The sequence below is a fragment of the Pseudomonas sp. GW101-3H06 genome, from assembly GCF_059424605.1.
Genome location: NZ_JBWKZO010000001.1, coordinates 1,816,046 through 1,842,085, shown reverse-complemented (window position 1 = coordinate 1,842,085; position 26,040 = coordinate 1,816,046). Strand labels below are relative to the sequence as shown.

The following is a 26,040-nucleotide window of genomic DNA, read 5'->3' as shown; positions in this document are numbered from 1 at the left end:
AGCCTCCGCTAGAATCCCCGCCTGCCCCCTGGAGATACCCATGCTGCCTTTATTACTCGCTTCCGGCTCGCTCTACCGCCGGGAATTGCTGGCCCGCCTGCAACTGCCATTCACCTGCAGCTCGCCGGATATCGACGAAAGTCATCGCCCGGGCGAGTCCGCCGTTGATCTGGTCAAACGCCTCGCCGAGGAAAAAGCACGAGCACTGGCCGGCAACCATGACGCCCATCTGATCATCGGCTCCGACCAGGTCGCCGTGCTCGGCGACAGGATCATCGGCAAACCCCACACCTTCGAAAAAGCCCGTGAGCAGCTGCTGGCCTCCAGCGGCGCCAGTGTCACCTTCCTGACCGGTCTGGCCTTACTCAACAGCCGGACCGGTCACTGCCAGGTCGACTGCATTCCCTTCACCGTGCACATGCGCACACTCGACACTGCAGGCGTCGAGCGCTATCTGCACGCAGAACAACCCTACGATTGCGCTGGCAGCTTCAAGGCTGAAGGCCTCGGGGTCAGCCTGTTTCAGAGCACTGAAGGCCCTGATGCCACCAGCCTCGTCGGTCTGCCGCTGATTCGCCTCGTAGACATGCTGCTGGTCGAAGGCGTGCAAATCCCCTGAAAAGCAAAAAATCGCAGCCTACTGCAGCCCCTACGATGGACGCGAATCCCTGCAGGAGCTGCCGTAGGCTGCGATCTTTTTCTGTAACCGGACCGTTAGCGCAACGATGGACCGTTAAACCCCATCCACATCGCCAAATGCTCAGCCACGCTGGCTCCGAGCTTTTTCGAGAAGCGATCGAACGGCGACTCCTGAACAGTGAAGTCCACCAGCTCTTTTTCGCCGATTACATCACGCGCAACATAACTGGCATTGCCCAGACCATCGATCAACCCAAGCGGCAACGCCTGTTCTCCGGACCAGACCAGCCCGGAAAACAGCTCCGGATGCTCCTTATCCTTCAGGCGTTCGCCACGCCCCTGCTTGACGCTGTTGATGAACTGCTTATGGGTCGTATCCAGCACCCCTTGCCAGAAGGCAGTTTCTTCAGGCTTCTGTGGCTGGAACGGATCGAGAAACGATTTGTGTTCGCCGGAATTATAGGTACGACGCTCGACACCCAGCTTCTCCATGGTACCGACAAAGCCATAACCGGCCGCCGTCACACCGATAGAACCCACCAGGCTCGCCTTGTCGGCGTAGATCTGATCAGCCGCACTGGCAATGTAATAGGCACCCGAGGCACCGAGATCGGAAATTACCGCGTACAGCTTGGTATCGGGATGCAATCCACGCAGACGGCGGATTTCGTCATAGACATAACCCGACTGCACCGGACTGCCGCCCGGACTGTTGATACGCAGAATGACACCCTTGACCTTCTCGTCGTCAAAAGCAGCCCGCAAACTGCCAACGATGTTGTCAGCGCTGGCCGGCTCCTTGTCGGCGATCATGCCGTTCACGTCGATCAGCGCGGTGTAGTTGCCGCTGCGTGCAGCCACTTTTTCCATGTCCATCAACGGCGAGAACAGCACCAGCGCAATAAACAGGTACACAAAGGTCAGCAGCTTGAAGAAAATCCCCCAGCGACGAGACCGGCGCTGCTCCTGCACACCGGCCAGCAGTGTCTTTTCCAGAAGCTTCCAGCTCTTTTCGTCACCGTTCTCTGCGCCCGCCTTGGCGGGCGCTTTCCATTCGTCGGCCATACCATCTACCCCGGCAAATAACCTGTTAAGCCCGCTGATTCAGCCAGGCATGCAATTCTGAAAAGCGATCAATGGCCAGCCGCGGCCCGAACAACTTCAGCGCTTCGATCGACTGGGCGCCATAACTGACAGCCACCGAGTCCATACCGGCATTGCGCGCCATCTGCAAATCGAAGGACGAGTCACCGACCATCAACGCCTGCTCCGGGCGGACGTCGCAATGAGCGAGGATCTGTTCAAGCATTAGCGGATGTGGCTTGCTGGCAGTCTCGTCGGCCGCGCGAGTGATGTCGAAGTAACCTTCCCAGCCGTGGGATTTCAGCACCCGGTCCAACCCACGACGCGCCTTGCCGGTCGCGACAGCCAGATGATAACCCTCGGCTCGAAACGCTTCGAGCGACTCGACTACACCCTCGAACAACGGCGAAGGCACGGCCTCTGACGCGATGTAATGATCCGCATAGTGCTGACGAAACGCCACCAGCTCTGCATCACCGATTTCGGGATACAACGTTCGGATCGCCTCCGGCAACCCGAGACCGATGATGCCCTTGACGGCGAAATCATCACGCAACGGGAAACCGGATCGTTCGGATGCCACGTGCATCGCTTCGACAATCCGACCAATGGAGTCGGCCAACGTGCCATCCCAATCGAAGATCAGCAGCTTGTAATCAGATGGGTGCACTCAGGCGCTCCACGGTTTTTGCCCACATTTCATCGACAGGCGCCTGAAGCTTCAGCTCGCCACCATCGGGCAGCGGCACGGTCAGCATATAGGCGTGCAGGAACAGGCGTTTACCGCCCAGATCACGGATTTCCTTGCTGAAATCGTCATCGCCGTATTTGGTGTCGCCGGCAATGCAGTGTCCGGCGTGCAGGGTATGGACGCGAATCTGGTGGGTTCGACCGGTGATCGGCTTGGCCTCGATCATGGTGGCAAAGTCACCGAAGCGACGCAGGACCTTGAACACAGTCACAGACTCCTTGCCCTCTTCCTCGTCGACCTCGACCATACGCTCACCGGAGCGCAGATTGCTCTTGCCCAGCGGCGCGCGGACTTGCTTGATCGAAGAGGCCCAATTACCACGAACCAGCGCCATGTAGCGCTTATCGACGCCATCGCCGCGCAGTGCTGTGTGCAAATGACGCAGCATGCTGCGTTTTTTGGCAATCATCAGCAGGCCGGAGGTATCCCGATCCAGACGATGGACCAGTTCAAGCTCCTTGGCGTCAGGGCGCAACTGGCGGAAGGCTTCGATAACGCCGAAGCTCAGGCCGCTGCCGCCATGTACCGCGATCCCGGCGGGCTTGTTGATCACGATCAGCGCCTTGTCTTCATAGACAATCGAGGCTTCGAGCCGCTGCAGCAGCCCTTGGGCCAAGGGCACCGGCTCGTCACGCTCAGGCACGCGAACCGGCGGCACGCGCACGATGTCGCCCGCCTGCAGCTTGTATTCGGGCTTGATCCGGCCCTTGTTCACCCGCACTTCGCCTTTGCGCAAAATGCGGTAAATCAAGGTCTTGGGCACGCCTTTGAGCCGAGCGAGAAGGAAGTTATCAATACGTTGGCCGGCATATTCCGGCGAGACCTCAAGCAGTTGTACGCCTGGAGTCGAGGGGGCAGTAGTCGTCATGGCGCGGATGATATCAATTTTTTATGGAATTGAAGCACTTAATCATTACTGCTATAGTCGCGAACGCCGCCAAAAGCGGCCTGGACAGCGGACCAACGGTCAAAAACCGACCCTGACCAACGCAATTCACCAGGACGCGAGGCCGTCCTACGGGGCTTTAGCTACGTAACGGTGGAGTTTGCAGGTGTAACGAGCGCAGGTGACATGAGGCCTGAATCACGCCGCAAAGCAGAGTTTTTCACTCGCCACGCGAGCCATATTCACGGCCAGTTCACAAAGTGCAGTCAGCTGCGAATGACCCCGAGCGAACGCTTCGGAAACAAACGCCTAAATTAGCCATGATGCGTGACCTCCCCTTTTCGGAGCTCACGGTAAATGCCAACCCGCTGCGGATTCTGCGCGCGGCAGCACCCGAATTATCAGGGATACGTGTAGGGTGGAGATGCACAACCGCTGGACTGTGTAGCAATAGGCTTTATCAAGACGCTTCATCTCGTCCACAGCCGCCGGTTGATTCCTCCTCCTGACTGAGTGCTTAAGTAGCCACAGCAAGCAGGACGCGTACGTCGCGATGCAGGCCCACATTGGCCGGACATCGCTGGACACGGGAATGGCCAACCACTCCCGACGCACCTGACACCGACCGTGAGAAGTCGTGTGTGCCGAACGCCGTTTCCGGCAGCCCGGAAACCGACGGTACTACATGAAAAGAATGCTGATTAACGCAACTCAACCTGAAGAGTTGCGTGTTGCACTGGTAGATGGCCAGCGCCTCTACGACCTGGACATCGAATCCGGTGCACGCGAGCAGAAGAAGGCCAACATCTATAAAGGCCGGATTACTCGCATCGAACCAAGCCTTGAAGCTGCCTTTGTCGATTTCGGCTCTGAGCGCCACGGCTTCCTGCCCCTCAAAGAAATCTCCCGCGAATACTTCAAGAAAGCCCCCGAAGGCCGCGTCAATATCAAGGACGTCCTGAGCGAAGGCCAGGAAGTCATCGTACAGGTCGAAAAAGAAGAGCGTGGCAACAAGGGCGCAGCCCTGACCACCTTCATCAGCCTGGCCGGTCGTTACCTGGTACTGATGCCGAACAACCCGCGTGCCGGCGGTATTTCCCGTCGCATCGAAGGTGAAGAGCGCAATGAACTGCGTGAAGCCCTGAACGGTCTGGTTGCCCCGGCCGACATGGGTCTAATCGTGCGCACTGCCGGCCTGGGCCGCAGCAGCGAAGAAATGCAGTGGGACCTCGATTACCTGCTGCAACTCTGGACCGCCATCAAAGAAGCGTCGCTGGATCGTTCCGCGCCATTCCTGATCTACCAGGAAAGCAACGTGATCATCCGTGCCATCCGCGATTACCTGCGCCAGGACATCGGCGAAGTGCTGATTGACAGCGTCGAAGCCCAGGACGAAGCCCTGACCTTCATTCGCCAGGTCATGCCGCAGTACGCCAGCAAGATCAAGCTGTACGAAGACAGCGTTCCACTGTTCAACCGCTTCCAGATCGAAAGCCAGATCGAGACCGCCTTCCAGCGCGTCGTCGAACTGCCTTCCGGCGGCTCCATCGTGATCGATCCGACCGAAGCCCTGGTGTCCATCGACATCAACTCGGCGCGCGCCACCAAAGGCAGCGATATCGAAGAAACCGCCCTGCAGACCAACCTTGAAGCCGCCGAAGAAATCGCCCGTCAGTTGCGCCTGCGCGACATCGGCGGCCTGATCGTCATCGACTTCATCGACATGACCCCTGCCAAGAACCAGCGCGCCGTGGAAGAGAAAGTCCGCGAATGCCTGGAAGCCGACCGCGCTCGCGTGCAAGTCGGCCGCATCTCGCGCTTCGGCCTGCTGGAAATGTCCCGTCAGCGCCTGCGTCCATCCCTGGGTGAAAGCAGTGGCATCGTTTGCCCTCGCTGCAGCGGCACCGGCATCATCCGTGACGTTGAATCGCTGTCGCTGGCGATCCTGCGCCTGATCGAAGAAGAAGCACTGAAAGACCGCACTGCTGAAGTGCGCGCCCAGGTGCCGATCCCGGTCGCAGCATTCCTGCTCAACGAAAAACGCAACTCGATCACCAAGATCGAACTGCGCACCCGTGCCCGCATCGTCATTCTGCCGAACGATCACCTCGAAACGCCGCACTTCGAAGTTCAGCGTCTGCGCGATGACAGCCCGGAAGCCGCCACCAACCAGTCCAGCTACGAAATCGCCGCTGCCGCTGCCGAAGTGGAAGAAGTCCAGCCAGCCGCTGCGACCCGCACCCTGGTTCGCCAGGAAGCCGCGGTCAAGACGGCTCCGGCCCGCGCCAACGCTCCGGTTCCGACCGAAGTCGTCGCTCCCGTTGCCGCACCGGTTGCCGCGCCAGAGCCAAGCCTGTTCAAAGGCCTGGTGAAGTCGCTGGTCAGCCTGTTCGCCACCAAGGAAGAGCCAGCCGCTCCGGTCGTGGTTGAAAAACCGGCTACCGAGCGCCCTGCCCGCAACGAAGAGCGCCGCAACGGTCGTCAGCAGAGCCGCAACCGTAACGGTCGCCGCGATGAAGAACGCAAGCCTCGCGAGGAACGGGCACCGCGCGAAGAACGCGCACCACGTGAACCACGCGAAGAGCGTCAGCCACGCGAAGTCCGCGAAGAAACCCCGGCGGTAGCTCGCGAAGAACGCGCACCTCGCGCGCCCCGTGAAGAACGTGCACCGCGTGCTCCGCGTGAAGACCGCAAACCACGTGGCGAGCGTGAAGAGCGTGTACGTGAACTGCGCGAGCCTCTGGATGCCGCTCCGGCCGCCGCTGCTACCGCTGAAGAACGTCCGGCCCGTCAGCCACGGGAAGAACGCGCTCCACGCCCACCGCGTGAAGAACGCCAACCGCGCGCCGAGCAAGCCGCTGCCGCCGTTGCCGAAGAAGAGCTGCCAACCAACGAAGAGCAACTGCAGGAAGAAGGTCAGGACGGCGCCGAAGGCGATCGCCCACGCCGCCGCTCCCGTGGCCAGCGTCGTCGCAGCAACCGTCGCGAGCGTCAGCGTGATGCCAACGGCAATGTGATCGAAGGTTCGGATGACTCCGAGTCGAGCGAAAGCAGCGAAGCGCCAAGCACTGCCGATCTGGCCGCCGGCCTGGCTGTTACCGCAGCCGTTGCCAGCACCGTGATCAGCGCTCCGGCCGAAGCACAGGCCAACGAGCAAGCCGAACGCGCCACTGCCGCCACCCTGGAGACAGCTCCGGTCGAAACGCCAGTCGTTGAAGCGACAACGCCGGTCGAAACCACCGCATCGCCGGAAATCGAATTGGCACCCGCGCCTGAGGCACAGCCAGTAGTTGAAGCTGCCGCCGAGCCTGCCATCGTCGCCGAAGCGCCTGCCGTAGTTGCAGAACCTGCGACCGAAGCTGTAACCGAAACCGTGACCGAAACCGTTCGTGAAGTTCGCGAAGAGCAAACCGCGTTCAACTGGGTTGCCGAGCCAGCTGTAGTCGAGTCACCAGCCGCTGAAGCCGAAGTGGCTGAGGCCATGGTCTCCGAGCCAGTGGTTGCCGCTGCCGAACCTGCTCCTGCCGTTGAAGCACCGGTTGTTGCCGAAGTGCCTGCTCCAGTGGTCGAAGTCGCGCCTGTCAGCGCCCTGACGCCAAGCGGCCGTGCGCCGAACGACCCGCGTGAAGTGCGTCGTCGCAAGCGTGAAGCCGAGCGTCTGCAGAAGGAAGCCGAACTGGCTGCCGCTGCTGCTTCGGTTGAAGCGGTTGTCGCTGAAGAACCGGCGCCAGTAGCTGCTGAAGTCATCGAGGCAGCACCTGCCCCGGTTGCCGAGGTTGCTGCCGAACCTGCTGAATCCGCGATCAACGAAGCCCCGCGCTCCGTTCAGGACGCGGTAGAGCAACACGAACAGGCCCAGGAAAAAGAGCACGAGCCTAAACCACTCGTCTGATTCCGTCGGCCACTAAAAAGCCCCGCCTGGTGAACCCAGGCGGGGCTTTTTTACATCCGCGGACTAAACACATTCCCAATGTGGGAGCCTGCTCGCGAAAGCAACATTACATTCAAAATAGATTTCGAGGGAGAGACCGCTTTCGCGAGCAGGCCCGCTCCCACAGGGATCTGCGATTACTTGAAAAACAGCTTTTCAGGCACATCCACATCCCACAACACACCGGGATCATCCACCGTTACTTCAACCACCCGCCCCTGCGCAAACAATGCCTTGGCCCCTCGGTCACCGGATAACGCCATCAACCCCGGACCAAAGTTGCGACCAAACCCCACGGGATGTCCGAATTCGCCCTCCTGCACCGGGACACTGATGCAATCATCGACAACTTGCGCCACGACCTGCCCAATGCTGGACGGCAGGATAAACGGCATATCCCCCAGCACCATCAACCAGCCATTGAGCTGCGCACACGCCGCCACCCCTGCCGCAATGCTGTCACCCATTCCGGTCGACTCGACCAGCACGATCTCGCAGCCATAGGCCTTGGCCATACGGATGACTTGCGGGCGATCCGCGGTGGTCACCAATACACGCTTGTCCAGTTCAGCCGGCAAATTCACCAGCACCTGCTCGATCACCGAACGGACAGCGCCATCGAGCCCCGTACAGTCCGCCAGCAACTTGTCCTTTTCATCGCCTGCAACCTGTCGAAACCGGCTGCCCTGCCCCGCCGCCAGAACGATGACACCGATGGGTTCGTTCATACGCCCTCCCGCAACGGCTTCTTCTGTTTCAGCTCCACACCATTCTTGATCGCCACAATCTCAGCCATCAGCGACAAAGCGATTTCCGCCGGGCTATGGCTGCCAATGTGCAGGCCAATCGGACCGTGCAGCCGCTCAATGGACTGCTGCGACAAGCCTAGTTGAGCCAGATTGTCCCGGCGTTTCTGGCTGTTGACCCGCGAGCCCAGCGCGCCGACATAAAAAGCCCTGGAGTCGAGGGCCGTGAGCAGCGCCATGTCATCCAGACGCGGGTCGTGGGTCAAAGCGACGATGGCCGTGCGTTCGTCTGTCTGAATATTCAGTACAGCCTCGTCGGGCATGCCTGAGACAAATCGGCCGTGCTGTTCTTCCCAGCCGTAGACAAATTCGCGGCGCGGATCGCAGATCAGCACTTCGAAATCCAGAAGCCGCGCCATCTCGGCGACATAACGGGACAACTGCCCCGCGCCGATCAGCAACAAGCGCCAGCGCGGGCCATAGATCGCACGCAGGGTCTGCCCGTCAAACACCAACGCATCCGTTTTGCTGGCGGGCAGCAGAACAACTTCCCCGCTTGCGATATCAAGCGAACGCGCCACGATTTCATGGGCCTCGCAGCGCATCAGCAACTCGGCGACCCATGCCGGGTCGCCTACGCACTCTTCTGTCAGCCGCAATGTGCCACCGCATGGCAAACCAAAACGCGCTGCCTCCTCGCGGGTCACGCCGTAGGTGATCAGTTGCACCGGTGGCCCATCGGCCGGGATTCGGCCGTCGTGCAACCGCGCAATCAGGTCATCCTCTACGCAGCCACCGGACACCGAACCAATCACCACGCCATCTTCACGCAACGCCAGCATGGCGCCAGGCGCCCGGGGTGCAGTACCCCAGGTCTGGACCACGCTGTACAACACCACCCGCTGACCGGCGCGACGCCACTCCAGCACGCTGCGCAAGACGTTCAGATCGACGCTGTCCATCAGGCTCCTGCCTTATTCCAGCCCTGCAGCTGGTAACGAACCGGCAGGTCGCGGATACGTTTACCCGTGGCGGCGAAGATCGCGTTGCACAGCGCCGGGGCAATCGGCGGCACACCCGGCTCGCCGACACCGCCCAACGGCACGTTACCCGGCGGTGTGACCAGGTGCACGGCGACTTCCTTCGGCGCCAGCGACATGCGCGCCACTTCATACATGTGAAAGTTGTCCTGCTGGACCTTGCCGTCCTTGAAACTGATCTCGCCCAGCACCGCATTGCCCAAGCCCATGACGCAAGCGCCCTCGAACTGCGCGCGAATCCGCTCGGGGTTGATCTGCGGCCCGCAGTCCACGGCGATATCAGCCTTGTGCACGATCAACGTGCCATCGTCTTTGACTTCAACCTCGATTACCGCCGCCACGTAGGTCACGAAGCTGTAATGCACTGCCAGACCCAGGCCCCGGCCCTTCGGCAACTCGCGCCCCCAACCGGCGGCCTTGGCGGCGGTTTCCAGCACCGTGCGCAACCGCGCGGTGTCGATCGGATAACGCTCGGGCGATTCGCCGTAGTTCCACTCTTCACTCAAGGTACGCGGATCGATCTGTCGGTCAGGGCCGAGCAGCTTGATCTGGTACTTGAGCGGGTCTTCCTTGGCCTTGTGCGCCAATTCGTCGATAAAGCTCTGAATGGCAAAGCCATGAGGAATGTTCGACACCGAGCGGTACCAGCCCACACGGGTGTGGACGGTCGCCTCGGGGTTTTCCAGGCGGATGTTGGGAATCGCATAAGCCATGTTGGTGAAACCCATGCCCAACTCGAAAGCTGCCTCGTGATTCATGTCTGGTGCGAACAACGCAGTGATGCTCGGTGCCACCGTACGGTGCAACCAGCCGGACGGCAGGCCATCCTTGTTCAGGCTGGCCTTGAGGTGTTCGACCGACACCGTGTGGAAATAGGAGCAATGGATGTCGTCTTCACGGGTCCATTGCACCCGAACCGCCTTGCCAGGGAATTCCTTGGCCAGGATGGCCGCTTCGATGATGAAGTCAGGCTTGGACTTGCGACCAAAACCGCCGCCAAGCAAGGTGACATTGAAGGTGACCTTGTCGAATGGCACGCCCAGGCGTTCGCCAATCCGTTCGCGGGTGACTTGCGGCGCCTGGCTCGGCCCCCAGGCTTCGCACACGCCATCCTTGTAACGGGCGATGGCGACCATTGGCTCCATCGGCGACTGTGACAAATGCGGCAGGTAGTAGGACGCTTCCAGCGTACTGTCGGCGTTTTTCATGGCTTCGTCGATGTTGCCGGCGTTGCGCACCACTTTGCCGGGTTTCAGGGACGCGGCTTCCAGCGCCTTGCGGTAGGCAATGGAGTCGTAGCTGGCGTTGGGACCGTCATCCCATTCGATTTTCAATGCCTCGCGGCCCTTGATCGCCGCCCAGGTATTGTTCGCCACCACGGCGATACCGCCCAGTGGTTGAAACTCCAATGGCAATGGTCGGCTCTCGATCTGCACGACCTTGACCACACCAGGGACTTTCATGGCCGCCGAGCCATCGAAACTCTTGACCTTGCCGCCATACACCGCCGGCCGGGCGATGGTAGCGAACAACATGCCGTCGAAATGCACGTCGGCGCCATACACGGCGCGACCGTTGACGATGTCGTCACCGTCGATGGCCTTGCTACCTTCCTTGCCGATGTAGCGGAATTCCGATGGCTGCTTGAGCCTCAGGCTGTCACGCGCCGGTACGGCCAAGGCACTGGCAGCAGCGGCAAGGGCGCCATACTCCAGCTCGCGACCGGAAGGTTTGTGGATGACTTTATGCAGCTGCGCATGGCATTCGCCCACCGGTACTTTCCACTGGTCGGCAGCAGCCTGTTCCAGCATGGTCCGCGCGGCGGCACCGCAACGGCGCATCGGTTCGAACCAGTGGCGCATGCTACGCGAACCGTCGGTGTCCTGGTTGCCGAAGCGTATCTCGTCGCCCGGCGCCTGCTTCACTTTGACCCGCGCCCAGTCTGCTTCCAGTTCATCGGCCACGACCATGGTCAGACTGGTACGAACGCCCTGGCCCATTTCCGAGCGGTTGCAAACCACAGTCACCGTGCCATCAGTGGCGATACTGACGTATACCTTTGGATCATCGATCCAGCCATTGGGCATACCGTCGGCGCCGAACTTCTTCTCTTTTTCTTCGGCAAAAACGTCTTGCCAGCCCCAGCTCGCAGCGACTACCAGGGCACCAGTGGCACTCACACCCTTGAGGAAACCACGGCGGCTGAGGTTGCTCAGGGCAAAATCATTCGGTAACCGGCTCATGCCTTGGTCTCCTTCAGGTGAGTGGATGCCTGGCGGATGGCGGTCTTGATACGGTTGTAAGTGCCACACCGGCAGATATTGCCGACCATCGCCTCTTCGATCTGTTCGTCGCTCGGGTTCGGATGGGTCTTGAGCAACGCGGTGGCGGACATGATTTGCCCACCCTGGCAATAACCGCACTGGGCCACGGCGGAATCAAGCCAGGCTTGCTGCACGACTTTGCCCACCGGGTCGGCGTGCAGATTATCGATGGTGGTGATGTTCTGCCCGACGACCGAACCGATCGGCGTGATGCAGCTACGCGCCGGAGCGCCTTCGATATGAATGGTACAGGCACCGCACAGGCCCATGCCGCAGCCGAACTTGGTGCCGTTGTAACCGGCCACGTCACGGATTGCCCAGAGCAGCGGCATGTCCTCGGTGACGTCGAGTTGATGGTCTTGACCATTGAGCTTCAGGGTAATCATGGGCACGCCCGCATAGTATTGGGTTATGGGGTCGAGCAATCTGCCGCCGGAAATCGGCGGTTGGCATCACGCAGATCGACTCAGGCTAAAGGGGCTCTCTTATGCCGACGGGGACGTCTGCACCGGGCCTTTGGTGGAACAAATGCATTGCATCGTTAGCTCGCTAAGTTAACGCAGCATTAACAAAAAAGCCCTGCACTTTTCATCAGTGCAGGGCTTTGGATTCAACCTTGAAAGCTTAGCTTCAATACCGGTTCGGCTCCATTTCCAGATCGACATGGAAACGTTCAGAAATGTCTTTCTGGATACGCTGCGCCAGGTCGAGTAATTGCAACCCCGTCGCGCTGCCGTAATTGACCAGCACCAGCGCCTGCAATTTGTGCACACCCGCATCGGCTTCGCGGAAACCTTTCCAGCCCGCTCGCTCGATCAGCCAGCCGGCGGCCAGCTTCATCTGCCCGTCCGGTTGCGCGTAAGCCACCAGATCCGGGTACTGGCCTTTGAGCCGGGCTACCAGCGCCGCCGACACCAAGGGGTTCTTGAAGAAACTGCCGGCGTTGCCGAGCACCGCAGGGTCCGGGAGCTTTTCGTTGCGAATGCTGCAAATGGCCAGGCTGACATCGGTGGGGGTCGGATGCTCGATACCTTGCTCGGTCAGGCGCTGACGCACCGGGCCGTATTCCAGATGCAGGTGTGCGGTGCGATCAAGGGTGAAACGCACGCGCAGGATCAACCAGCGCCCCGGCTCCTGTTTGAACAGGCTGTCACGGTAGGCGAAGTTGCATTCTTCCAGGGTGAAGTCACGCAACTCACCGCTCTGGCGATCGAGGGCAGTCAGGCCGGCGAAAACGTCCTTGATCTCTACCCCATAGGCGCCAATGTTCTGCATCGGGGCTGCACCCACGGTGCCGGGAATCAGGCTGAGGTTTTCCAGTCCCGACAGTCCATGCACCAGCGTGTGTTGCACAAACGGGTGCCAGGGTTCGCCCGCCTCGGCTTCAATCACCACTTTGCTGCCGTCGTCGCTCAGTACGCGAATCCCGCGTGTGGCCATGCGCAGCACCAGCGACGGGATATCGGCCGTCAAAAGCAAATTGCTGCCACCGCCAATCACCAGCAGCGGTACCTCATGCGCCTGTGCGTAGGCCAGGGCTTCGCGCACGTCGGCGTCACTATGGGCCTCGGCAAACAGGCGGGCCTGAACGTCCACGCCAAAACTGTTGTACGGTTTGAGCGAAACCTGCGATCGCACCTGCAAACTCATAACCGTCCCTTCAGTTCGATCACCAGCCGATCACTGGCACGCTCGATCAAGTCCAGCACCTGCTCGAAACCCTGGTCGCCGTCGTAATACGGGTCAGGGACTTCATCGACTTCAGATTCATAGCGGCGCAGGAACAGATCCAGCTCAGCCTTGCCCATGGCCGGCTGCAAGGCCTTCAGGTTGCGCAGGTTGCTGTTGTCCATCGCCAGGATCAGGTCGTACGTGGCGAAATCGGCGCGGGTGACTTGCTGGGCGCGCTGGGCCGACAAGTCATAGCCACGCAGCTTGGCTGCGGCCTGGCTGCGCCTGTCCGGTGCCTTGCCGACGTGCCAGTCACCGGTGCCGGCGGAGGCGACTTCGACTTGATCGGCCAGCCCCGCCACACGCAGTTTATGTCGCAACACACCTTCGGCGGTGGGTGAGCGGCAGATGTTGCCCAGGCAGACAAACAGAACCCGCATCAGGCCTCCAGCAGGCGACGAACGCGCTCTAGGTCTTCAACGGTGTCGACACCGGCCGGCGGCGCGATGAGCGCGTCGGCAACGTGAATCCGTACGCCATGCCAGAGTGCGCGCAGTTGTTCCAGGCATTCGGTATTTTCCAGCCAGCACGGTCCCCAGCTAACGAAGTCATGCAGGAAACCGGCGCGGTAGGCATAGATGCCGATGTGGCGACGGTAAGGCACGCCCTGCGGCAACTGTTCACGACTCTGGGCAAAGGCATCCCGCGCCCATGGCAACGTGGCGCGACTGAAGGTCAGCGCCAAGCCATTGATGTCGCTGACGACCTTGACCACATTGGGATTGAACAGGGTTTCAACGTCTTCGATCGGCTCGCCCAGGGTGGCCATGCGCGCTTCAGTGTGGACCGCCAGGTTGGCGGCGACCTGATCGATCACGCTCGGCGGGATCAACGGTTCGTCACCCTGGACATTAACCACGATGGCGTCTGGCGCCAGGCCCAGTTTCGTCGCGACTTCCGCCAGGCGATCGGTGCCGGAATTGTGATCCTCGCGGGTCATCACCACTTCGGCTCCGAATTCGATGCAGGCCGCGCGGATGCGTGCATCGTCAGTCGCAACCACCACACGCTGGGCGCTGCTTTTGCTCGCCTGTTCCCACACGTGCTGGATCATCGGCTTGCCGGCGATCGACAGCAGCGGCTTGCCCGGCAAGCGGGTGGAGGCGTAACGCGACGGAATGACAACGGTAAAGGCTGTGGTCATTTATCCAGACGCTCGTCGGTGGTCAAGGTGCGGGCTTCGGATTCGAGCATCACCGGGATACCGTCGCGAATCGGGTACGCGAGACCTGCGCCCTTGCTGATCAGTTCGGTCTTGTCGGCGCTGAGTTTGAGCGGGCCTTTGCAGACCGGGCAAGCGAGGATGTCGAGCAATTTGGTGTCCATGAACATTCCCTGGATAAATACGGTTTTAAGGCAACAGACGAGCCGGCAACAGGCGCATCAACTGTGTATCGAACCAGGCCACGAAGGCCGGCGACGGCACAGCATCGACCGCCAGGTACCACCAGTCGGCGGCGGCGAAGGCACGGCACTTCACCGCGTCCTTTTCGGTCATCACCAACGGCAATGACGGGGTGAAATTCAAGGCCTGCACGCTGTATTCGGCGTGGTCGGCGAATGCATGCGGGACTGGCTGCCAGTGTAGCGTTTCGAGGGTCTTGAAGAAACGCTGCGGGTTGCCGATCCCGGCCACGGCGTGCAGCGCCTGCCTTGGGGCAAAGTGGTCGAGGGGACGCCGTTCGCCGCTGCGCAGATTGATCAGTGCGGTCGGTTGTAACTGGAAGGCATAGCCACCCTCGCGGTCATCTGCAGCACCGTTGTAGAGTACCGCGTCGACGCTTTGCAGACGTTCGACCGGTTCGCGCAATGGCCCGGCCGGCAAGCAACGCTGGTTGCCCAAACCACGGGCGGCGTCGATCAACACCAGTTCCAGATCGCGAGCCAGGCGGTAATGCTGCATGCCGTCATCAGAGAGGATGAGGTCCAGTGGCTCGCTGGCCAGCAAGGCTTTGACGGCGCGGCCACGGTCCGGGTCGATCATCAAGGGCACACCCGTGCGCTGAACGATTAACAGCGGTTCGTCGCCGGACATTCCTGCGCTTTGATCTGACTCGACCCGCCACGGCAAGTGCGGGGGTTTGGCGCCGTAACCGCGACTGACCACACCGACCCGCAAGCCGCTGCGCTGGCAATGCTGGATCATCCACAAAATCAGCGGCGTCTTGCCGGTGCCGCCGACAGTGATGTTGCCGACAACGATCAACGGCACAGGCGGCTGATAGATGTCTCCCTCACCCGCCAGGAAACGCTGGCGCTTGTTGTTGACCACGCGCCGGTAGAGCCATTCCAGTGGCTGTAACAACTTCAAGGCCGGATGACCTCGATACCAGGCGGTGAGCAGACGATCGGACATGGCCATCAGGGCGCGGACGGCGCCGCCTCGACTGTAGTCATGCGCAAGTGGTTGAAGCCGAGCTTGCCGGCGGCGTCCATGGCGATGATCACAGACTGATGCTGGGATTTGCCATCGGCGCTGATGGACAGCGGCCGATTGGTATCGCCGTTGGATTCTTTCTGCAGGGCTTCCATCAAGCTGGCCAGGTCGCTTTTCGGCAAGATCTGGTTGTTCACCGAGAACACACCGTCGGCACTGATGGCGATGTCCAGTTGCTTGGTCTGATCTTCAGCCGGCGATCCGCTGACCGCTTCCGGCAAATCAATGCGCAACTGGGTTTCACGCGTAAATGTCGTGGTCACCACGAAAAACAGCAGCAGGATAAACACCACGTCAATCAGCGACGCGAGGTTGATGTCCACGTTCTCCCGTTGCTTGCGGCGGAATTTCACGCTTTGCCCCCAGCGAGATCCACATCTCGGTCGCCCTGGACGACTTCGACCAACTTGATCGCTTCCTGCTCCATGCCCACGACCAGCTCATCGATCCGGCGTTGCAGGAAACGGTGGAAGAACACCGAAGGGATACCGACCATCAGGCCCGCGGCCGTGGTGATCAGCGCCTTGGAGATACCACCGGCCAGTACGGCGGCGTTGGTGGCCATGCCCGTGCCCATGAACGCGCTGAAAATGTCGATCATGCCCAGCACCGTACCCAGCAAGCCCAGGAGTGGCGCCATGGCGGCGATGGTGCCCAGGGCATTGATGTAGCGCTCCAGCTCGTGGATGACCCGTGCAGCCGCCTCTTCGATGCACTCTTTCATGATCTCGCGACCATGCCTGGAGTTGGCCAGGCCCGCCGCCAGGATCTCGCCCAGCGGTGAGTTGGCGCGCAACTCCTTGAGTTTTTCTTTATTGAGTTGCTTGTCCTTGATCCAGACCCAGACCTGCCCAAGCAAGTGCTCAGGGGTCACTCGGCTGGCACGCAGGGTCCATAGACGCTCGGCAACTATCGCCATGGCCGCGATGGAGCTCAGGATGATCGGCAGCATCATCCAGCCGCCGGATTTGACCAATTCCCACACAGTGTCAGTCCCCTCGAAAAAGTGCGCCACTCTAACATAGGGGCTGGACGCACCGAAGACCGTGATGTCGCATCCGGTCGGCCTTTCATGATCCGCGGTCACTGCGCAGAGCGCCAGAAACGCGGTTCCTGGCGCATTGACCACGGCGGTTTGAAGTGCCCCAGTGCCAGACGGATGGCACCCTGCTCGGCGCTGTCATGGATCGTCATGCCACGGGCGCGGTATCGCGCAATGACGGCGGGATGGGGATGACCGAAGGAGTTTCCCTGACCGCGGGAGATCAGCGCCGCCTTGGGTTGCAACACGGCGAGCAGCGCCATCGATGACGAACTGCGACTGCCGTGGTGCGGTGACTGCAACCAATCGGTGGGCACGGCCAGCGGACCGTCAAGCAGCACTCGTTCGGCCGCAGCGTCGATATCACCGGTCAGCAGCAATCGCTCACCATTGGCTTCGATCTGCAGCACGCAGGATTTTGGATTGCTTTCCCGGGCATGCGCCCATCGCCAGAGTTCAAAGTTCACACCGTCCCACGTCCATTGTCGACCGCTCTCACATGCCCCGGCCTGCAGTTGCGTCGGCAACTCCTCGGGTTCGCCACTGATCACGTGCTTTACCGGCAGTCCCTTGGCGACCGCCCGCGCGCCACCGGCATGGTCGGCGTGGGCGTGGCTGATCAGCATCAGGTCGAGACCGTCCACGCCCAGTTTGCGCAGCGTCGGCAAAACTACGCGCTCGCCCAGGTCGTTATCACCCAAACGCGGCCCCGCGTCATAGAGCAGCGCGTGATGGCGGGTGCGCACCAGGATGGACAATCCCTGCCCCACATCCAGCTGCCAGATTTCGGCCATGCCTTCAGGCAGATTGGATCGGGGTGGACAAACCAGCAATAGCAGCAAAGGCCAACCCAACGGCCGCAGCGGAACACCTCGCGGCAACAAGAGCAGGAGCGCACCGAGTGCCCCCATGCTCCATACCCACCAGGGCACCGCCACGGGTATCCACGCGGGAACCTGCGCGGCTATTAACGCCAGGCCCTTGAAAAGCCAGTCGATCAGTCCACCGGCCAGCCACAGCAGGCCCTCCCCCACATAAGGCACGGGTAGCAGCAGGGTTCCGAGCAAGGCAGGTGGCAGCACCAGCAAGCTGATCCAGGGCACCGCCAGCAGATTGACGAGCGGCCCGCTGAGGCTGATCGGCAACCCCAGCGCCAGCAATAACGGCCCCAGACCAATGGCGATCAGCCATTGCGCACGGGTCCAGGTTTGCCACCATCGCCAGGGACCCAGGCGACCGCCGAAGGTGAAAATCAGTACCGCCACTGCCCCGAACGACAACCAGAACCCCGGTTGCAGACTGGCCAGTGGGTCCAGTAATAGAACACCATTGAGCGCCAGTAACAGCGGCCACCAGGCGCCGAGATGACGAAATCGCAAGCGCCATAACAGCACCAGGCCGACCATCAGACAGGCACGGCGCACCGGCACCTCGAAACCGGCCAACAACCCGTAACCGAGGGCGGCCGCGAATGCCAGGCCGCAAGCCCAGGGCAGCCACGGCAGACGGTTTGGCCACAGCCCATAGCGGGCAAGCCCGGCGATCAGCATATAGACCAGGCCCGCCAGCAACCCGATGTGTTGCCCGGAAATCACTAACAGATGCACGGTGCCGGTGTCCTGCAACACCTGCCAGTCTTCGCGACTGAGTCCTGTACCATCCCCCAGTACCAGCGCCGCCAGCACCCCCGTCCGCCCCTGAGCATCGACTGCCTGTAATTTCTGTCGAATGCCGTCACGCCAGGCCCCTCGCGCCTCGGCGAGTCGCTCACCGTCCTTGACGGTCCCGGTCGCGCCAATACCGCGCGCCAGCAACCAGGCCTCGTAATCGAAGGCATGGGGATTGAGCAGCCCGGCGGGTCGCTTCAACTTGACCGCCAACCGCCAGCGTTCGCCGCTGTTGACCGGCGGTCCGTCATACCAGGCCAGGCGCATAAGCGGCGGCACTTTTGCGCGCCGTGACCGGGCGTCGGCCAGTTCGAAACGCACGACGCCCTCGCCGTGCTGGGGCAGCCCCACAACACGCCCTTCGACCCAGCGAGTTTCGCCATCAAGCTTCGGTGCCAACCGATCATCCAGCGCCCATTGCGCCTGTGCACAGGCCCAACTCAAACCGAACAGGAAAAACGCCACGGGGTAGGTCCTGAACGGCAACAACATCAAACCCACCACCGGCATCAACAACCACAACCCGACCGGCGGCAACGCCGGTAAAAAACGCAGGGCCAGCAAACCCAGCGCCAACGCCACCATCCCTGTGCGCATACGCCCGTCCTAGAGAGTTCCGTCTCTAGTCATAGCGGTTTGAATGCACGACCGTCGTTATCAATTGTCACAAAGTCTGAATGGGCGGTTCATGGAATCCAGACATACTTGCCGTCTTAACCGACCGAGAAGCCCTATGCCCCGGCGCTTATTCAAACGTTACATGCCAGATCCGACCAGCATCAGGGAACACAAGTCCTTACGCTTTCTCGGCACACTGCTGCATGACCCGAACCTCTGGCACCTCAACCGCCATTCCGTCGCCCGTGCCATGGCGGTCGGCCTGTTCGCGGCGTTCCTGCCGATTCCATTGCAGATGCTGGTCGCCGCCACTCTCGCCATTTTCGTGCGCGGCAACATGCCGATTGCCGTCAGCCTGGTCTGGCTGACCAATCCGATCACCATGCCGGCCGTTTTCTTTTGCACCTATCAGACCGGCGCCTGGCTGATGGACGTACCCGCCCGCCATCTGCCGGACGAGTTGACCTGGGAATGGATCAGCGGCGAACTGTCGACCTTGTGGCAACCGTTCTTGCTGGGCTCGGTGGTGACGGGGCTGGTGCTCGGTGCACTGGCCTATTGTCTGGTGATGATGTATTGGCGCTGGTGGGTTGGACGTCAGTGGCGGCGGCGCAGGCAAAGCCGGATGTGAGAATGCAAAACGGCCTCCGATTGGGAGGCCGTTTTTTGTGGTGTCTGGAATAACGCCTTCGCGAGCAGGCTCGCTCCCACAAGAACACACGGGTACCTGCAGGAGCGAGGCTTGCTCGCGAAAAAGGCAACACGGTATTGCTTAGGTACGCATCCCCCGACCACTCACCAACAACCGCGCACAACCAATGTACAGAATCACCGTCGCCACCAACATGAACGCAATCGCCACGCTGATCCGGATATCGGAAACACCGAGGATCCCGTAACGAAACGCATTGACCATGTGCAACACAGGGTTGGCCAGGGACACGGTCTGCCAGAACGGCGGCAGCAGCGAGATCGAATAAAACACCCCGCCCAAATACGTCAAAGGCGTCAGCACGAATGTCGGAATGATCGAGATGTCATCGAAGTTGCGCGCAAACACCGCATTGATGAAACCCAGCAGCGAGAAGATCGTCGCCGTCAGCACCACCACCAGAATCGTCACGCCCAGGTGATGAACCTGCAAATGCGTAAAGAACAGCGACAGCAACGTCACGATAATCCCAACCATCAACCCACGCAGCACGCCACCCAAGGTGTAGCCGATCAGAATGGTGTGCGGAGAAACCGGCGACACCATCAGTTCTTCAATGGAGCGCTGGAACTTGCTGCCGAAGAAACTCGACACCACGTTGCCGTAGGAGTTGGTGATCACCGACATCATGATCAACCCCGGCACGATGTACTCCATGTAGGTGAAGCCACCCATGTCGCCAATCTGCCGACCAATCAGGTTACCGAAGATCACGAAGTACAGAACCATGGTGATGGCCGGCGGCAGCAGGGTCTGTGGCCAGATCCGGGTAAAGCGCCGGACTTCGCGGTAAACGATGGTATTGAGGGCTACGAGGTTGGGGCGCAGCTCGGAACTCATACCGCCACCTTCGACAGATTTTTCTCCACCAGGGACACGAACAACTCCTCGAGGCGATTGGTTTTGTTACGCAGGCTGAGCACTTCGATGTTCTGCTGTGCCAGCTGGGTGAACAGCGCGGTAATGCCCATGCTTTTGTCGACCTGCACTTCCAGGGTGTGACCGTCGAGCAACCGGGCTGGATAGCCGATCAGTTGCGGCGGCGTGCTCAGGCTATTCTTCAAATCCAGCAGGAAGGTCTCGACATGCAGTTGGCTCAACAACTGCTTCATGCTGGTGTTTTCGACGATGGTGCCGTGGTCGATGATGCCGATGTTGCGGCACAACTGTTCAGCCTCTTCCAGGTAATGCGTGGTGAGGATGATGGTGATGCCTTTTTTGTTCAACTCGGTGAGGAACGTCCACATCGATCGACGCAGTTCGATGTCCACCCCGGCGGTCGGTTCATCGAGGATCAACAGGCGCGGTTCGTGAACCAGTGCGCGAGCGATCATCAACCGGCGCTTCATACCACCGGACAGCGAACGTGACGGTACATCGCGCTTGTCCCACAAACCGAGCTGAGTCAGGTATTGCTCGGCGCGTTCCTTGGCGACCTTCGACGGGATGCCGTAGTAACCGGCCTGGGTCACGACGATGTCGAAGGTTTTTTCAAACTGGTTGAAATTGAATTCCTGGGGCACCACACCGATGCAACGCTTGAGCGCCGCCGGGTTCTTGTCCAGGTCGTGACCGAAGATATTCACCGTACCGCTGGTCTTGTTCACCAAGGTCGAGAGGATGCCGATGGTCGTGGATTTGCCGGCGCCGTTCGGGCCGAGCAAAGCGAAAAAGTCACCTTCGGCTACATCCAGATCGATACCACTCAGGGCCTGGAAACCGTTGCCGTAGGTTTTGGTTAGCTGCCGGATGGACAGAGCGGAACTCATATCGGATTTACGCACCAAGAAGGGAAGAAAGGGATAAATAGGGGCGGACGGCGATCAATGCAACCGCAACGCACTGGCACAATGGTGCTTGTCGCCGCCACACAAGTACAGTCAAGTGTGTCGATAGTGAGTATTAAGTCAACGCGGTCATGACCGCCTTGCGATACGCCGGACGCTGTTTCAACCGCGCGTACCAGGCCTCTAGATGCGGCAGTGACGCGCGCTCGATCGGCATCTCGAACCAGGCATAAATAAAACTGCCCAGGGGAATGTCGCCCATGCCGATCTGTTCACCGGACAGGTAGGGACTGGCCGCCAATGCCTGATCGGCCATTGTCAGCAGCGCGTCGCATTCCTTGATCGCAGCCTTGATGGCGGTCCAGTCCTGTTGATCTGGCGGGGTGCGCAGGACACCCCAGAATACGGTGCGAAAGGGACCTGCAAAACTGGAGGTGGTCCAGTCCATCCACTTGTCAGCGGTGGCTCGTGCTTGCAGATCCGACGGATACCACGGGGTATTCGCGGCATGCCTGGCCAACAGGTATCGAACGATGGCGTTGGACTCCCACAACACGAAACCGTCGTCTTCGATCACCGGAACGCGGCCATTGGGGTTCATGGCACGGTACTCAGGCGTATCGACGACACCAAAGGCGCCGCCCGCATCGATGGCTTCATAGGCCAGGCCTAGCTCCTCGGCGGCCCACAAAGGCTTTCTGACATTCGATGAATTTTTCCGACCCCAGATCTTCAGCATGACCGCCTCTCGATTGATGAATGCGCAGGCAGCATACGCCGGATCAGGCGCGACTCAAATCGCTCTGCATGTCCCCGAGTAGAGGTTGCAGTTGCTCGCCGAACAAGTGTGGATAGCACTTGCGCAGATGCTCGAAGAAGAACGCTTCGGGCACGTCCGTGAACTGGCCGTGATCGATCAGATACTCCATCAGTTTCTCGCCATCGCGATTGAAAGGATGGAAAACGCTATCGTTGATCCCGTCGAACTCCAGCGGCGCCACGTTGAATAAATCGCACAAGCCTTGATTGAACGCTGGCGTGGCCTTGACCCAGCGACCGTTCAGAAACAACTCGGTGTAGCCGTGCATGGCGAACACGTCGCTCTTGAGTAATTCGAGCAGACGCGGCGTCGACAAATGATTGCGCACGTCCGCCAGGCCTATCCGCGCAGGTATCGCGCAATGTCGCGCACAGCCCGCCAGCAGTGTGGCCTTGGGCACGCAATAACTCTCCCCGCTCGCCAGCGCATAACTGCCTCGCAGGGTCTGCGGATCGAGGCTGAAGGTGTACGGGTTATAGCGCACTGCCTCACGCACTGCGTAGTAAAGATGTATCGCCTGCTCGATCGGGTTGCGACGGTGGCCACGATGTTTTTCGGCGAACTCCATCACCGAGGGGTGGTCACTATCGATGAAGCGGCCGGGGCCTAGGTACTCGTGCATGCGGGCAATCTCCTGGAGAAGCCCCGAGTCTAGCGAGAGGCTCAGCACAGAGATAACGACGTTTCGGCCAAATATGGACGCTTTGTCGCCCGTTCGATGAACGATTTTTCACTGTCTGCCGCTCATCACGCCTACAAAATCATCCATGGTTTCCCACGTTTTCAATCACCCTGCTCTGACCAGCCTGTTTCGCGGATGCCGTCTAAGCTCTGTGGGTTGGTTCGCCCTGGTTTCACGGAGGATTAAATATGCTGCTGTTGTGGATACTGGTTCTGGTTGTCGGGATAGCTTATTTAGCCCACCGTCGTATCGCGCCACTGCCTGCCCTGGGCATCGTGGCTGTCTACCTGCTGGCAATGGGGGCCTTGAGCCACGCACCGGGTTGGCTGCTGCTGATTTTCTGGGTATTGATCGCCGCCGTGGCCGCACCGCTGCTACTGCCTGATCTGCGCCGCAAATTCTTCAGCGCGCCGATGTTCAACTGGTTCCAGAAAACCCTGCCACCCATGTCACAAACCGAACGCGACGCCATTGAAGCGGGCACTGTGTGGTGGGACGGCGAACTGTTCAGCGGGCGTCCGGACTGGAACAAACTGCTGTCCTACCCGAAAGCGCAATTGAACGAAGAGGAACAGGCCTTCATTGATGGCCCGACCGAAGAACTCTGCGCCATGGTCAGCGACTGGCAGCTCGGTCAAACCATGGACCTGCCGGCCGATGCCTGGACCTTCATCAAGGACAACGGCTTCTTCGCCTTGATCATTCCCAAGGAGTTTGGCGGCAAGGGTTTCTCGGCCTATGCCCACTCGCAAGTGGCCATGAAACTGGCGAGTCACAGCGGCGATCTCGCCTCCACCGTGATGGTCCCCAACTCCCTCGGTCCAGCCGAACTGTTGCTGCATTACGGCACCGATGAACAACGCAATCACTACCTGCCACGCCTGGCGCGCGGCGACGATATTCCCTGCTTCGCACTGACCGGTCCGCTGGCCGGATCCGACGCCGGCGGCATGCCCGACACCGGGGTGATCTGCAAAGGTGAGTGGGAAGGCAAGGAAACCCTCGGACTGCGCCTGAACTGGGAAAAGCGCTACATCACTCTCGGCCCGGTGGCCACCCTGCTCGGCCTGGCATTCAAGGCCTACGACCCGGATCACCTGCTGGGAGAAGAGGAAGACCTGGGTATCAGCCTGGCGCTGATTCCAACCGATCTCCCCGGTGTGGAAATCGGCCGTCGTCACCTGCCCCTGGGCGCAGCGTTCATGAACGGGCCGAACTCCGGCAAGGACGTGTTCGTGCCGCTGGAGTTCCTGATCGGCGGCCAGGACATGCTCGGCAAAGGCTGGATGATGCTGATGAATTGCCTCTCGGTGGGACGCTCGATCTCGCTGCCGGCAGTGGGCACCGGCATGGCCAAGTTCACCAGCCTGGTGACCGGCCAGTACGCGCAGATTCGCGAGCAGTTCAATGTCCCGATTGCGGCGTTCGAAGGCATTCAGGAAGCCATGGCCCGCATCGGCGGCAACGCCTGGATGATGGACGCCGCGCGCATGCTGACGGCCAACGCGGTAGATCTCGGCGAGAAACCGTCGGTGCTGTCGGCGATCCTCAAGTATCACCTCACCGAACGCGGTCGCGAGTGCATCAGTCAGGCGATGGATGTGCACGGCGGCAAGGCGATCATCGAGGGGCCGAACAATTACCTCGCTCGTAAATGGAACGGCGCGCCGATCTTCATCACCGTGGAAGGTGCGAACATTCTCTCACGCAACCTGATGATCTTCGGCCAGGGCGCGATTCGCTGCCATCCCTTCGTACTCAAGGAAATGGCGCTGGCTAACCGCGAGGACAAGGATCAGGCACTGATCGAATTCGACGGCCTGTTGCTCAAGCACATCGGTTTTGCCGTAAGCAACGCGGCCAGCACCCTGGTGCTGAATCTCGGTTTCGGTCATCTGGAACATGTGCCGGGCGACAAGCTCAGCCAAGGTTATTTCCGCGCCCTCAACCGCCAGGCTGCGGCGTTCGCATTGCTCGCCGACCTCAGCATGATGTTGCTGGGTGGCGAACTGAAACGTCGTGAACGGCTGTCGGCACGACTCGGCGATGTACTGAGCAACCTGTACCTGGCCAGCGCAGCACTCAAACGTTACAACGACCTCGACGCGCCGGCGTACATGGAGCCGCTGTTTACCTGGGCAATGGAGGAAAGCCTCGGACAGGCCGAACGGGCCATGGATGAACTGCTGAACAATTTCCCGAACAAAGTGCTGGCATGCCTGTTGCGGGTGATCGTGTTCCCGTTCGGTCGCCGCCACAAAGGGCCATCGGACAAGCTCGGTGCCGCGGTCTCAGCGGTGATCGGCCGCGCCAAGGGCGATCCGGCCCTCGAAGAAGTACTTCTGGGTTGCTACCGTCCGCAATCGAACGAAGACCCGGTCGGCGCCCTGCAACACGCCTGCAACCTGTTGAACGCTGCGCAGCCCTTGCAAAAGAAACTGCATGTGGCGCTCAAGAGCGGTCAGGTCAAACCGGTTGCCGGTGAGCACGTCATCGATGCCGCACTGGAAGCCGGCGTGCTGCAACCGGTGGAAGCGCACACCCTGCGTCAGGCCGAAGCGGCGCGGCGCAAGGTGATCGATGTCGATGATTTCAGTAAAGAGGAAATAGCGCTGACCGACGATAAGGTCCGCTGATCAAGCGAACACCGTACAGCATGTAAAAAAGGGCGCGGGAGCTTTATACTCCCGCGCCCGTTTTGCTCTTGAGGACTTATCTCGTGTCCAACATCGTTGCCGATCATCTCGTTTTGCTCGACCACCTGCGCAGCATCCTGGTCGCCGTGGGTGAGGCCGAGCAGGTTCCCGACGAAAGCCATGCCTTGTTCCTGGAGCGTTTTGACGAACTGCTTGCCCTGCTGCCGGTCGACCCGATCGAAAGCCAATACCTGGGCCAGGACATCCTGTGCCAGGTCATCACCCGCTACCCGCAAATCGCCCACCTGGTCCCCCGCGACCTGCTGTGGTACTTCGCCGGCGACTGCCTGCATTACATGCCCGATGATGAAATCGACCTGTACCAGGCGCTGGAAGAACGTCGCTTCGAAGCTGAACAGAACGACGAACCCTTCGACTGGAACCAGGAAAAACAGCTGCTGGCGTTATCGAACCAGGACAGCAAACACTGATCCTCACTCAGTCACGC

At 60.4% G+C, this 26,040-nt stretch carries 24 protein-coding genes; 5 read left to right on the top strand and 19 right to left on the bottom strand.

Annotation, left to right across the window (positions count from 1 at the left end; translation table 11 throughout):
• Positions 1 to 40: 40 nt before the first annotated feature.
• Positions 41 to 619 (top strand): Maf family protein, encoded by a 579-nt coding sequence (locus AC07ZE_RS08430; protein ID WP_207263246.1) that lies wholly within the window; start codon positions 41 to 43, stop codon positions 617 to 619.
• Between the two features lie 95 nt (positions 620 to 714).
• Here AC07ZE_RS08430 and AC07ZE_RS08425 read toward each other — a convergent pair whose 3' ends face one another.
• From AC07ZE_RS08425 to rluC, 3 genes are read right to left on the bottom strand one after another with little or no spacing between them, the layout of a single operon-like run.
• Positions 715 to 1,704, bottom strand: coding sequence for a S49 family peptidase (locus AC07ZE_RS08425; protein ID WP_207263243.1), 990 nt, complete (start codon positions 1,702 to 1,704; stop codon positions 715 to 717).
• Positions 1,705 to 1,729: 25 nt separating this feature from the next.
• Positions 1,730 to 2,392, bottom strand: a complete 663-nt coding sequence (locus AC07ZE_RS08420) for an HAD-IA family hydrolase (RefSeq protein ID WP_207263241.1) — start codon at positions 2,390 to 2,392, stop codon at positions 1,730 to 1,732.
• Positions 2,379 to 3,341, bottom strand: coding sequence for a 23S rRNA pseudouridine(955/2504/2580) synthase RluC (gene rluC, locus AC07ZE_RS08415; protein WP_095195564.1), 963 nt, complete (start codon positions 3,339 to 3,341; stop codon positions 2,379 to 2,381). Before rluC ends, AC07ZE_RS08420 begins: the two co-directional genes overlap by 14 nt.
• Positions 3,342 to 4,044: 703 nt before the next feature.
• Here rluC and rne point away from each other — a divergent pair.
• The gene (gene rne, locus AC07ZE_RS08410; protein ID WP_207263239.1) at positions 4,045 to 7,251 is read left to right on the top strand and encodes a ribonuclease E; all 3,207 of its coding nucleotides are present in this window, start codon (positions 4,045 to 4,047) and stop codon (positions 7,249 to 7,251) included.
• A 176-nt stretch (positions 7,252 to 7,427) separates the two neighbouring features.
• Here the strand turns inward: rne and AC07ZE_RS08405 are convergent, their stop codons facing one another.
• The 12 genes from AC07ZE_RS08405 to AC07ZE_RS08350 all read right to left on the bottom strand — a co-directional run bounded on the left by AC07ZE_RS08405 (position 7,428) and on the right by AC07ZE_RS08350 (position 18,874).
• The gene (locus AC07ZE_RS08405) at positions 7,428 to 8,018 is read right to left on the bottom strand and encodes a nucleotidyltransferase family protein (RefSeq protein WP_207263237.1); all 591 of its coding nucleotides are present in this window, start codon (positions 8,016 to 8,018) and stop codon (positions 7,428 to 7,430) included.
• Complete coding sequence (locus AC07ZE_RS08400) at positions 8,015 to 8,998, bottom strand: XdhC family protein (protein WP_207263235.1); 984 nt, start codon at positions 8,996 to 8,998, stop codon at positions 8,015 to 8,017. Before AC07ZE_RS08400 ends, AC07ZE_RS08405 begins: the two co-directional genes overlap by 4 nt.
• Positions 8,998 to 11,319: a xanthine dehydrogenase family protein molybdopterin-binding subunit gene (locus AC07ZE_RS08395; RefSeq protein WP_207263227.1), complete on the bottom strand. Its 2,322-nt coding sequence runs from the start codon at positions 11,317 to 11,319 to the stop codon at positions 8,998 to 9,000. Before AC07ZE_RS08395 ends, AC07ZE_RS08400 begins: the two co-directional genes overlap by 1 nt.
• Positions 11,316 to 11,786: a (2Fe-2S)-binding protein gene (locus AC07ZE_RS08390; RefSeq protein ID WP_207263224.1), complete on the bottom strand. Its 471-nt coding sequence runs from the start codon at positions 11,784 to 11,786 to the stop codon at positions 11,316 to 11,318. The genes AC07ZE_RS08395 and AC07ZE_RS08390 overlap by 4 nt, the downstream gene beginning before the upstream one ends.
• 244 nt (positions 11,787 to 12,030) lie before the next feature.
• Positions 12,031 to 13,050, bottom strand: a complete 1,020-nt coding sequence (gene murB, locus AC07ZE_RS08385) for a UDP-N-acetylmuramate dehydrogenase (RefSeq protein ID WP_207263220.1) — start codon at positions 13,048 to 13,050, stop codon at positions 12,031 to 12,033.
• Positions 13,047 to 13,511 carry a low molecular weight protein-tyrosine-phosphatase gene (locus AC07ZE_RS08380; RefSeq protein WP_207263212.1) on the bottom strand — a complete coding sequence of 155 codons (465 nt, stop codon included), beginning with the start codon at positions 13,509 to 13,511 and terminating at the stop codon, positions 13,047 to 13,049. Before AC07ZE_RS08380 ends, murB begins: the two co-directional genes overlap by 4 nt.
• Positions 13,511 to 14,275, bottom strand: a complete 765-nt coding sequence (gene kdsB, locus AC07ZE_RS08375; protein WP_207263210.1) for a 3-deoxy-manno-octulosonate cytidylyltransferase — start codon at positions 14,273 to 14,275, stop codon at positions 13,511 to 13,513. Before kdsB ends, AC07ZE_RS08380 begins: the two co-directional genes overlap by 1 nt.
• Positions 14,272 to 14,457 (bottom strand): Trm112 family protein, encoded by a 186-nt coding sequence (locus tag AC07ZE_RS08370; protein ID WP_003179363.1) that lies wholly within the window; start codon positions 14,455 to 14,457, stop codon positions 14,272 to 14,274. Before AC07ZE_RS08370 ends, kdsB begins: the two co-directional genes overlap by 4 nt.
• Before the next feature lie 25 nt (positions 14,458 to 14,482).
• A complete protein-coding gene (gene lpxK, locus AC07ZE_RS08365) occupies positions 14,483 to 15,493 on the bottom strand; it encodes a tetraacyldisaccharide 4'-kinase (protein ID WP_207263208.1) in 1,011 nt (336 codons plus the stop codon).
• Complete coding sequence (locus AC07ZE_RS08360) at positions 15,493 to 15,921, bottom strand: ExbD/TolR family protein (RefSeq protein WP_207263199.1); 429 nt, start codon at positions 15,919 to 15,921, stop codon at positions 15,493 to 15,495. The genes lpxK and AC07ZE_RS08360 overlap by 1 nt, the downstream gene beginning before the upstream one ends.
• Positions 15,918 to 16,553, bottom strand: a complete 636-nt coding sequence (locus tag AC07ZE_RS08355; RefSeq protein ID WP_046817689.1) for a MotA/TolQ/ExbB proton channel family protein — start codon at positions 16,551 to 16,553, stop codon at positions 15,918 to 15,920. The genes AC07ZE_RS08360 and AC07ZE_RS08355 overlap by 4 nt, the downstream gene beginning before the upstream one ends.
• 98 nt (positions 16,554 to 16,651) lie before the next feature.
• Positions 16,652 to 18,874, bottom strand: a complete 2,223-nt coding sequence (locus AC07ZE_RS08350; RefSeq protein ID WP_207263197.1) for a DNA internalization-related competence protein ComEC/Rec2 — start codon at positions 18,872 to 18,874, stop codon at positions 16,652 to 16,654.
• 136 nt (positions 18,875 to 19,010) lie between these two features.
• Between AC07ZE_RS08350 and AC07ZE_RS08345 the strand changes: the two genes are divergently transcribed.
• Positions 19,011 to 19,526 carry a DUF2062 domain-containing protein gene (locus AC07ZE_RS08345; protein WP_207263187.1) on the top strand — a complete coding sequence of 172 codons (516 nt, stop codon included), beginning with the start codon at positions 19,011 to 19,013 and terminating at the stop codon, positions 19,524 to 19,526.
• 141 nt (positions 19,527 to 19,667) lie between these two features.
• Here AC07ZE_RS08345 and AC07ZE_RS08340 read toward each other — a convergent pair whose 3' ends face one another.
• The 4 genes from AC07ZE_RS08340 to AC07ZE_RS08325 all read right to left on the bottom strand — a co-directional run bounded on the left by AC07ZE_RS08340 (position 19,668) and on the right by AC07ZE_RS08325 (position 22,836).
• A complete protein-coding gene (locus AC07ZE_RS08340; protein ID WP_207263185.1) occupies positions 19,668 to 20,447 on the bottom strand; it encodes an ABC transporter permease in 780 nt (259 codons plus the stop codon).
• Positions 20,444 to 21,376, bottom strand: coding sequence for an ABC transporter ATP-binding protein (locus AC07ZE_RS08335; RefSeq protein WP_207263183.1), 933 nt, complete (start codon positions 21,374 to 21,376; stop codon positions 20,444 to 20,446). Before AC07ZE_RS08335 ends, AC07ZE_RS08340 begins: the two co-directional genes overlap by 4 nt.
• 133 nt (positions 21,377 to 21,509) lie before the next feature.
• Complete coding sequence (locus AC07ZE_RS08330; RefSeq protein WP_207263181.1) at positions 21,510 to 22,133, bottom strand: glutathione S-transferase family protein; 624 nt, start codon at positions 22,131 to 22,133, stop codon at positions 21,510 to 21,512.
• A gap of 43 nt (positions 22,134 to 22,176) precedes the next feature.
• A complete protein-coding gene (locus AC07ZE_RS08325) occupies positions 22,177 to 22,836 on the bottom strand; it encodes a transglutaminase-like domain-containing protein (protein ID WP_207263179.1) in 660 nt (219 codons plus the stop codon).
• A 248-nt stretch (positions 22,837 to 23,084) separates the two neighbouring features.
• Between AC07ZE_RS08325 and AC07ZE_RS08320 the strand changes: the two genes are divergently transcribed.
• Positions 23,085 to 25,532 (top strand): acyl-CoA dehydrogenase, encoded by a 2,448-nt coding sequence (locus AC07ZE_RS08320; RefSeq protein WP_207263177.1) that lies wholly within the window; start codon positions 23,085 to 23,087, stop codon positions 25,530 to 25,532.
• A gap of 83 nt (positions 25,533 to 25,615) precedes the next feature.
• Complete coding sequence (locus tag AC07ZE_RS08315) at positions 25,616 to 26,023, top strand: PA2817 family protein (RefSeq protein WP_007972361.1); 408 nt, start codon at positions 25,616 to 25,618, stop codon at positions 26,021 to 26,023.
• Positions 26,024 to 26,040 lie beyond the last annotated feature (17 nt).